This window comes from Rhizobium sp. WYCCWR 11152, assembly GCF_013087615.1.
Lineage (GTDB): Bacteria > Pseudomonadota > Alphaproteobacteria > Rhizobiales > Rhizobiaceae > Rhizobium > Rhizobium indicum.
Genome location: NZ_JABFCP010000028.1, coordinates 39743 through 48826, shown reverse-complemented (window position 1 = coordinate 48826; position 9084 = coordinate 39743). Strand labels below are relative to the sequence as shown.

Below are 9084 nucleotides of genomic sequence, written 5' to 3'. Positions count from 1 at the left end.
AAGGACTTCTTCATCGTGTCGGACTTCAGCGATTCATCGTCGAGGTCGTTGAAGGCCTTCTTGTAGAACTCCGGACCGCCGGTCGACAGCACGATGGAATCGAACATCGTCGCTTCCTGCCAGTTCTGGCCGCCAAGGGCGAGCGGGATCACGCCGGCTGCCTTGGCCTTGTCGAGCAGGGCGATCAGCTCGTCGAAGGTCTTCGGCTGGGTGCCGCCGATCTTGTCCATCACAGCCTTGTTGATCCACAGCCAGTTGACCGAGTGGACGTTGACGGGAGCAGCAACCCACTTGCCGTCATAGACCGAGAACTTCTGCAGGGCTGCCGGAACCGACTTGTCCCAGCCTTCCTTCTTCGCCGTCTCGGTCAGATCGCCCATGACGCCGGCCTGGGCATAATCGAGCACGGTATAGCCCAGCATCTGCGAGGCTGTCGGATAGGTGCCGGCCGCAACCATCGCCTTCAGCGCCGTCATCGCCGCATCGCCGCCACCGCCGGCCACCGGCACGTCCTTCCAGGCAAAACCTTCCTTCGAAAGATCCTGCTTCAAGACGTTCAGCGCCGCTGCCTCGCCTCCAGACGTCCACCAGTGCAGCATCTGCACTTCCTTCACGTCGGCGGCGCGGGCAGCACTGAGGCCAGCCATCATCACGACAGCAATAGCTGCCGAGCTCAAAAACTTGTTCATGAATTTCCTCCCGTTTGCAAATCGGCGGCGGGACCTCCCTGCCGCCCGATGCTTCCCGCCATTGCAGCGGTCAGCATACGGCCGCGCTCCTCCGCGCGGTTGCTAATTTAAAACGTTATAAATCTTTGGTCGTCAAGCCCTTTCTCGACTCCCGAGAAAAATATGGTTATTTCACTAAGATACTGAATATATTTCATATTTAATCTATGGCTAACAAAACGCTAAAATTTAAAACGTTTCCATTCGTCGATTGCGCGCCCGATTCATCGTGTTATGGTATCGGCAATTCCAGCATGGAAAGCCAAGGGTGACCGAACCGTCCCGGCCGCAACGCGGCGAAAATCTCGATATCACGCATAAGCGCGGCAAGCCGACCTTGCGAACGATCGCCACGATCGCCGGTCTTGCGGTGACGACGGTGTCACGGGCGCTTTCCGATGCGCCGCAGATTTCGCTCGAGACCCGCCAACGCGTGCACCGTATCGCCCGCGAGATCGGCTACCTTCCTGATCGGGCCGCGCAGCGTCTGAAGACCGGCCGCACCAACGTCATCGCCATCCTGCTCGATTCGCACGAGGAAGTGGTCGGTTTCAGCACCTCGATCATGTACGGCATCGCCAAGGCGCTGAAGGAGACCTCCTACCATCTTGTCGTCGCCCCGAACTTCCTGTCGACGACCGATGTCGAGGCGGCTGAATACATCATCCGAAATCACCTCGCCGACGGGCTGATCTTCACGCGCACCGAACCGCTCGATGCCCGCGTCCGCCTGCTGCTCGAGACCGGCTTTCCCTTCATCTGTCATGGCCGCACCGAATTTTCGACGCAGCACCCCTATGTCGACTACGACAATTTCACCTTTGCCTATGAGGCGACGCGCCGGCTGATCGCCAAGGGCCGCAAAAAGGCGGCAGTCATCCTGCCGCCGAAACGGCTGACCTTCTGCCAGCATATCCTGCATGGCTTTATGACGGCGGTGCGCGAGGCAGGCATCGCCTATGAGATCCCCGAGGCGGTCGATCTCGATACGCCGGCAGACGTGCTGCGCGACTTCATTCGCAGCCGCGCTGATGACCCGGATGCTCCTGATGGTTTCATCTGCCCCGGCGAAGTTTCGGCGCTTGCCGTCATCAGCGGCATGAGCGATGCCGGCCGCATACTGGCCGTCGATTACGATATCGTCGCCAAGGAGACGTCCCGCCTTCTCAGCCAGTTGCAGCCCAAGGTCGACACGATCCACGAGGACCTGACGGCGGCCGGCGAGGATCTGGGACGCATGCTGCTGCAGCGCATCAACAATCCGGATGCCGAGGATCTGCAACTCCTGCTGCCGCCGCAGATCAACTTTCCGATCGGTTAGACGACCTCGCGTTGGCATCAAACCTCGAGCCACGAAAACCGCAGTGAAATCAACGTCATCTCATCCCTTAGTGACGCTGACGCTTCAAAACTGTTTCCATAACGCGTGATTTGTCCTAGAAGCACCGCGCAATCCGGTCGCAGCCCACCCGGTCAAAACAAGGGATCCAAAATATGAAAACCATCGTCGTCTGCTCCGGCGGACTGGACTCCGTTACGCTTGCCCACAAGGTAGCAGCGGAACAACAGCTTATCGGTCTCGTATCCTTCGACTACGGCCAACGGCATCGCAAGGAACTCGACTTCGCCGCCAGATGTGCCTCACGCCTCTCCGTTCCCCATCATATCATCGACATCGCCAGCATCGGCGGCCATCTCAGCGGATCGGCCCTGACCGACAATGTCGAGGTTCCGGACGGCCACTACGCCGAGGAGACAATGAAAGCCACCGTCGTGCCCAACCGCAATGCCATCATGCTGGCAATCGCATTCGGTTTGGCGGCCGCGCAAAAAGCAGATGCCGTTGCCGTCGCCGTGCATGGCGGCGACCACTTCATTTACCCGGACTGCCGGCCGGGCTTCATCGATGCTTTCCAGCGCATGCAGAACGAAGCGCTGGAAGGTTATGCGAGCGTGAAACTGCTTGCCCCATACGTCGATGTCTCCAAAGCAGCGATCGTGGTTGACGGCGAAAAACACGGCACGCCGTTTTCGGAGACATGGTCCTGCTACAAAGGCGGCGAGCGCCACTGCGGGCGCTGCGGAACCTGTGTGGAACGTCGCGAAGCGTTCCATCTTGCCGGCGTCCCCGATCCCACGGAATACGAAGACCGCGATTTCTGGAAAGCGGCCGTGTCTCGATATTCGGCCACGGAGGTGCGTTGATGTACCGCATCACCAAGGAGTTTCATCTCTCCGCCTCCCATCAATTGGATCACCTGCCTACCGACCATCAATGTGCTCGGCTTCACGGGCACAACTACGTCGTCATCGTCGAGCTGGCTGCGGAAAGCCTGAATGATGATGGCTTCGTACGTGACTATCACGACCTCTCACCGCTCAAGCGCTATATCGACGAAACTTTCGATCATCGTCACCTGAACGACGTCTTCGGCCATTCGAAAGTCACGTCGGAATTTCTGGCAAGGCACTTTTACGACTGGTGCAAGCAGCGCTTCCCGGAGACATCGTCCGTTCGCGTCAGCGAGACGCCGAAAACCTGGGCGGAGTACAGGCCGTGAGCGTGGGGACCATTCGCGTCAGCGAGATCTTTGGCCCGACCATACAGGGTGAAGGCGTCTTGATTGGGCTGCCGACGGTGTTCGTCAGGACAGGCGGCTGTGACTATCGGTGTTCCTGGTGCGACAGCCTTCACGCCGTCGACAGCGCGTTCCGGGATCAATGGATTCCTATGTCCACTGAGGCGGTCTGGCATAAGGTCACCGAACTCTCCGGGGGCAAACCACTGACGGTTTCCCTTTCCGGAGGCAATCCGGCGATACAGCCCTTGAGGCCACTGATCGAACTCGGCCATTCCCAAGGATACCGCTTTGCACTGGAAACACAGGGAAGCGTGGCCCAGGCCTGGTTTCGCGATCTCGATATCCTGGTCATCAGCCCCAAACCGCCATCAAGCGGAATGCTGACGGACTGGGATCACGTGGATCACTGTCTTCAACTGGCCGCCGGCGGACCGGAGGTCGCATTGAAGATTGTCGTCTTCGACGATACCGACTACGAATTCGCCCAATGCGCAGGTCAGCGCTATCCCCAAATTCCCTTGTTCCTTCAGCCCGGCAATCACACACCGCCACCACCCGATGACCATGACGCACGCATTGATATCGACGGCGTGATGGATCAAATGCACTGGCTTGTCGCAAAAGTAACAGCCGACCAATGGTTTACAGCCCGCGTGCTACCTCAACTGCATGTGCTGCTTTGGGGAAACAAGCGAGGAGTATAAGTTTCTAGCGCTCCGGAAAGGCGAACACATCGACCGGCTCGCCGAGCCCGCGCAACGGGAAGGTGCCGAGGCTGTCCATGTCTTTCGCGCAGCCCGCCATTTCGACAAAGGCCCGCGACAAGAGCACCGGACGCTTGACCTCCTTGGTCAGCGTTTCCAGCCGCGAGGCGACATTGACCGCCGGACCGATGACGGTGAAATCCAGCCGCCGGCGCGAGCCGATATTGCCGTACATGACGTCGCCGACATGCACGCCGACGCCATAACGCAGCGGCTCGCGTCCATTGCCCGCATACTGCTGGTTCAATTGCGCCATCAACCCCTGGCCTTCGCGGATCGCCTGCAGCAGATCGTGACAGGCCGTTTCCTTGCTCAGCGGAAAGATCGCCAGCAATCCGTCGCCCATGAACTTTAGGATCTCTCCGCCATGCCGTTCGATCGGATCCGACATGGCGTCGAAATAATCATTGAGCAGATGGATGACATCGTCGCGCGGCCAGAGATCGGAGATCGCCGTAAAGTCGCGCAGGTCGCAGATCATGATTGCCGCACCGACGGTCGCACCGCTGCCGCGCGTCGTGACGCCCGCCAGGATCTGTTCGCTCGCATGCGGTCCGACATAGGTCTGCAGCAGCGTGCGCGCCATGATGTTCTTCAGCCGAATTTCGCTGACGAGGGTCAGGGCCGGCAGCAGGTCACGCAGGAAATCGACATGCTCGCTCGTAAAACCGCCGGGCCGGCTGGTGGAAAATGTCGCGACATGCCGTTTGCCGAAAGTATGCTCGAGCGGCCAGGCGATATACTCCGTGAGGCCGTCATCGCGCAGTTCCTGATAGAATGAATCCTCGTCGCCGTCGGCTGTGCCTTCCAGATGTCTACGCACCTCCTCCGAACCCTGATGGATCGCGTTGACGGGACCCTTCAGGAACTCCGGCGTGTTTTCGACACCATAGGCGAAAGTGTTGATCTTCGCCTCTGCCAAGCCTTCCTTCCAGAGGATGCGGGCGCCGATCCATTGCGGATGGTTCGTCCTGAAATGCAATGTCGCCCGCGCTACCGGCACCCCTGCCGCCAGCAGCTTCTCGCACATTTCCACCAGGATATTGTCGATAAACCGCTCGCCGCGCGTATCGTTCACCAGCCAGTCGAGAATCCGTCTTCTGCGGATCGGCCAGACGCCCTCGTCCGCCTCGACGGCAGTCCCGGCCTTGTTCAAAAAAGACGACATCAAAAACTCCCGCTACGCCACATCATCGGCGAGGACCGAATTTAGTTTCCGCTGAATGTGGGCGATGAGAGAGCAAATGATAAGAGGCAGACTGCAATCATGCCTCAGAAATCCCAATCCTCGTCTTCGGTCGCCACTGCCTTGCCGATGACATAGGAGGAGCCGGAGCCGGAGAAGAAGTCGTGGTTCTCGTCGGCATTCGGCGAAAGTGCCGACAGGATCGCCGGATTGACCTTGCAGGCCTCACCCGGGAACAACGCCTCATAGCCGAGGTTCATCAGCGCCTTGTTGGCATTGTAATGCAGGAATTTCTTGACGTCCTCGGTCAACCCGACACCGTCATAGAGCGCTTCGGTATATTTCGCCTCGCTATCATAGAGTTCGAGCAGCAGCTCGAAGGCGAAATCCTTGATCTCCTGCCTTCTCTCCTCGCCGAGGCGTTCCAGCCCGCGCTGGAACTTGTAGCCGATATAATAGCCGTGCACCGCCTCGTCGCGGATGATCAGCCGGATCATGTCGGCCGTGTTGGTCAGCTTGGCGCGGCTCGACCAATACATTGGCAGGTAGAAGCCGGAATAGAACAGGAAGCTTTCGAGGAAGACGCTCGCGACCTTCTTCTTCAACGGATCGCCGGAGCGATACTGCTCCATGATCAGCGCCGATTTCCGCTGCAGGAATTCGTTCTCCTCCGACCAGCGATAGGCATCGTCGACATCCGGCGTCGAGCACAGCGTCGAGAAGATCGACGAATAGGAGCGCGCATGCACCGCCTCCATGAAGGAGATGTTGGAAAGCACCGCCTCCTCATGCTGCGTCTCCGCATCCTCCATCAGCTGGATGGAACCGACGCCGTTCTGGATCGTGTCGAGCAGCGTCAATCCGGTAAAGACGCGGATGGTGAGCTGCTGCTCGACCGGCGTCAGCGTCGCCCAGGAAGGAATGTCGTTCGAAAGCGGCACTTTCTCCGGCAGCCAGAAATTGCCGGTGAGCCGGTTCCAGACTTCGAGATCCTTGTCGTCCTCGATGCGGTTCCAGTTGATGGCGCGCACGCGAGAAGCGGGTTTGATTTGTATGTTCATTAGGTGGTCCCTCAATATGTCTGGGCGCGCCCTCATCCGCCTGCCGGCACCTTCTCCCGCTGGGGAGAAGAGACTTGTGGCAGCGGCATCCCCACTAAGTCCCCTCTCCCCAGCGGGTAGAGGGTTAGGGTGAGGGGGCTTCTGGCTCGAGGCCCGAAATCAATCACAGCGTACAGGATACGCAGCCCTGCACCTCGGTGCCGGACAGCGCCATCTGGCGAAGGCGGATGTAGTAGATCGTCTTGATGCCCTTCTTCCAGGCATGGATCTGCGCCTTGTTGATGTCGCGCGTCGTTGCCGTGTCGCGGAAGAACAAGGTCAGCGACAGGCCTTGGTCGACATGCTGGGTCGCCGCCGCATAGGTGTCGATGATCTTCTCCGGCCCGATCTCGTAGGCATCCTGATAATAGTCGAGATTGTCGTTGGTCATGAACGGCGCCGGATAATAGACGCGGCCGATCTTGCCTTCCTTGCGGATCTCGATCTTCGAGACGATCGGATGGATCGAGGAGGTCGAGTGGTTGATGTAGGAGATCGACCCTGTCGGCGGCACCGCCTGCAGGTTCTGGTTATAGAGGCCGGAAGCCATCACCGCCTTCTTCAGCGCCGCCCAATCTTCCTGCGTCGGAATGTGGATGCCCGCCGTCTCGAACAGTGCCTTCACCTTTTCCGTCGCCGGCTCCCAGGGCCGGTCGGTATATTTGTCGAAATATTCGCCGGAGGCATATTTCGAATTCTCGAAGCCCTTGAAGCTCGTGCCGCGTTCGACCGCCAATAGGTTCGAGGCGCCGATTGCGTGATAGGTCACCGTATAAAAATAGATGTTGGTGAAGTCGACGCCTTCCTCGGAGCCGTAGAAGATGCGTTCACGAGCGAGATAGCCGTGCAGGTTCATCTGGCCGAGGCCGATCGCATGGCTCTCGTCATTGCCCTTCTCGATCGAGGGAACCGAGGAAATGTGACTCATGTCGGAAACGGCCGTCAGCGCCCGGATCGAGGTCTCGATCGTCTTGCCGAAATCGGCCGAATCCATTGCCGCCGCGATATTCAGCGAGCCGAGATTGCAGGAAATATCCTTGCCGAGATGTTTGTAGGAAAGGTCGTCATTATATTCGCTCGCCTCGCTCACCTGCAGGATCTCCGAGCAGAGATTGCTCATCGAAATACGCCCGGCGATCGGGTTCGCCCGGTTCACCGTGTCCTCGAACATGATGTAGGGGTAGCCGCTCTCGAACTGGATTTCGGCAAGCACCTGAAAGAATTCGCGCGCCTTGATCTTCTTCTTGGAGATGCGGGCATCATCAGCCATCTCGCGGTACTTTTCCGTCACCGAAATCTCGGTGAAGGGTACGCCATAGACGCGCTCCACGTCATAGGGCGAGAAAAGATACATATCCTCGTTGTTCTTGGCTAGCTCGAAGGTGATATCGGGCACGACGACGCCGAGCGACAGCGTCTTGATGCGGATCTTCTCGTCGGCATTTTCGCGCTTGGTGTCGAGGAAGCGCATGATGTCGGGGTGGTGGGCGTTGAGATAGACCGCACCTGCCCCCTGCCGCGCGCCGAGCTGGTTGGCGTAGGAGAAGCTATCTTCGAGCAGCTTCATGACAGGGATGATGCCTGAGGACTGGTTCTCGATATGCTTGATCGGCGCGCCTGCCTCGCGGATATTCGTCAGCGACAGCGCCACGCCGCCGCCGCGCTTCGACAATTGCAGCGCCGAATTGATCGACCGACCGATCGATTCCATATTGTCCTCGACGCGCAGCAGGAAGCAGGAAACCAGTTCGCCGCGCTGCTTCTTGCCGGCGTTGAGGAAGGTCGGCGTTGCCGGCTGGAAGCGGCCGGAAATGATCTCGTCGACCATGTCGCGGGCAAGGGCCTCGTCGCCGCGCGCCAAGGCCAGAGCCACCATGCAGATGCGGTCCTCATAGCGCTCGAGATAGCGCTTTCCGTCGAAGGTCTTCAGCGTATAGCTGGTGTAATATTTGAAGGCGCCGAGGAAGGTTGGGAAACGAAATTTCTTGGCATAGGCTTGGTCGAACAGATCCCGCACGAAATTGAAGGAATACTGGTCGAGAACCTCCTGCTCGTAATAACCCTCGGTCACGAGGTAATCGAGCTTTTCCCTCAGATTGTGGAAGAACACCGTGTTCTGGTTTACATGCTGCAGGAAATATTGCTTGGCAGCCATTCGATCCTTGTCGAGCTGGATCCGCCCCTCATCGTCATAGAGGTTCAGCATCGCGTTCAGCGCGTGATAGTCGAGGGTTTCGGCTGCCTTCGACGGCCTCTCCCCGGCGGGCTGAGCAATAGTGTGATGCGGTTTTGCGCCCGCATCCCGCGTCAGGTTTGTTCCCGTGTCCAAAATCGTTCCATTCCGTGTTTGACCTTGGCGACGTCGTCTTCGGTGCCCATGAGCTCGAACCGGTAAAGGTACGGCACCTGGCATTTCTGCGAGACCACGTTGCCGGCGAGCCCGTATGTCTCGCCGAAATTGCTATTGCCCGCGGCGATTACGCCGCGGATGTGTCCGCGGTTTTCCGCATCGTTGAGGAAACGGATCACCTGCTTGGGAACGGCGCCCTTGCCGCCGTCGCCGCTATAGGTCGGCACGATCAGCACGAAGGGTTCGCGGATATGGAATGCGTCTGCGCCACCTGGCGGAATGCGCGCCGCGCGCAGTCCGAGCTTGACGACGAACCGATGGGTGTTCTCGGATCGGCTGGAATAATAGACGATCAGGCCCATCGCTTGTCCTCA

The 9084-nt window shown here is 58.8% G+C and carries 9 protein-coding genes; 4 read left to right on the top strand and 5 right to left on the bottom strand.

The window, feature by feature from the left end:
* The coding region (locus tag G9X67_RS34255; RefSeq protein WP_171600732.1) for an ABC transporter substrate-binding protein at positions 1-689 on the bottom strand (689 nt) is incomplete at its 3' end.
* A 307-nt stretch (positions 690-996) separates the two neighbouring features.
* On the opposite strand from G9X67_RS34255, the gene G9X67_RS34250 reads away from it, so the two are divergent.
* From G9X67_RS34250 to queE, 4 genes are all read left to right on the top strand, one after another.
* Positions 997-2049 carry a LacI family DNA-binding transcriptional regulator gene (locus G9X67_RS34250; protein ID WP_138391140.1) on the top strand — a complete coding sequence of 351 codons (1053 nt, stop codon included), beginning with the start codon at positions 997-999 and terminating at the stop codon, positions 2047-2049.
* A gap of 173 nt (positions 2050-2222) precedes the next feature.
* Positions 2223-2933, top strand: a complete 711-nt coding sequence (queC, locus tag G9X67_RS34245; protein ID WP_138391141.1) for a 7-cyano-7-deazaguanine synthase QueC — start codon at positions 2223-2225, stop codon at positions 2931-2933.
* Positions 2933-3289 carry a 6-carboxytetrahydropterin synthase QueD gene (queD, locus tag G9X67_RS34240; RefSeq protein ID WP_138334979.1) on the top strand — a complete coding sequence of 119 codons (357 nt, stop codon included), beginning with the start codon at positions 2933-2935 and terminating at the stop codon, positions 3287-3289. Before queC ends, queD begins: the two co-directional genes overlap by 1 nt.
* A complete protein-coding gene (queE, locus tag G9X67_RS34235) occupies positions 3286-4014 on the top strand; it encodes a 7-carboxy-7-deazaguanine synthase QueE (protein WP_171600731.1) in 729 nt (242 codons plus the stop codon). Before queD ends, queE begins: the two co-directional genes overlap by 4 nt.
* 4 nt (positions 4015-4018) lie before the next feature.
* On the opposite strand, the gene G9X67_RS34230 is transcribed toward queE, so the two are convergent.
* The 4 genes from G9X67_RS34230 to nrdI form a co-directional block, all read right to left on the bottom strand.
* A complete protein-coding gene (locus tag G9X67_RS34230; protein ID WP_171600730.1) occupies positions 4019-5242 on the bottom strand; it encodes an adenylate/guanylate cyclase domain-containing protein in 1224 nt (407 codons plus the stop codon).
* A gap of 104 nt (positions 5243-5346) precedes the next feature.
* On the bottom strand, positions 5347-6321 hold the full coding sequence (nrdF, locus tag G9X67_RS34225; protein ID WP_138334976.1) for a class 1b ribonucleoside-diphosphate reductase subunit beta: 975 nt from the start codon (positions 6319-6321) through the stop codon (positions 5347-5349).
* Between the two features lie 163 nt (positions 6322-6484).
* The gene (gene nrdE / locus G9X67_RS34220) at positions 6485-8689 is read right to left on the bottom strand and encodes a class 1b ribonucleoside-diphosphate reductase subunit alpha (protein WP_138334975.1); all 2205 of its coding nucleotides are present in this window, start codon (positions 8687-8689) and stop codon (positions 6485-6487) included.
* Positions 8668-9072 (bottom strand): class Ib ribonucleoside-diphosphate reductase assembly flavoprotein NrdI, encoded by a 405-nt coding sequence (nrdI, locus tag G9X67_RS34215; protein WP_138334974.1) that lies wholly within the window; start codon positions 9070-9072, stop codon positions 8668-8670. Before nrdI ends, nrdE begins: the two co-directional genes overlap by 22 nt.
* Positions 9073-9084: the final 12 nt, after the last annotated feature.

Excerpts from the sequence above, each read along its gene's own strand:
- queD (WP_138334979.1), top strand. The coding sequence starts at position 2,933 with ATGTACCGCATCACCAAGGAGTTTCATCTCTCCGCCTCCCATCAATTG.
- G9X67_RS34230 (WP_171600730.1), bottom strand. The coding sequence starts at position 5,242 with ATGTCGTCTTTTTTGAACAAGGCCGGGACTGCCGTCGAGGCGGACGAG.
- nrdF (WP_138334976.1), bottom strand. The coding sequence starts at position 6,321 with ATGAACATACAAATCAAACCCGCTTCTCGCGTGCGCGCCATCAACTGG.
- queC (WP_138391141.1), top strand. The coding sequence starts at position 2,223 with ATGAAAACCATCGTCGTCTGCTCCGGCGGACTGGACTCCGTTACGCTT.
- nrdI (WP_138334974.1), bottom strand. The coding sequence starts at position 9,072 with ATGGGCCTGATCGTCTATTATTCCAGCCGATCCGAGAACACCCATCGG.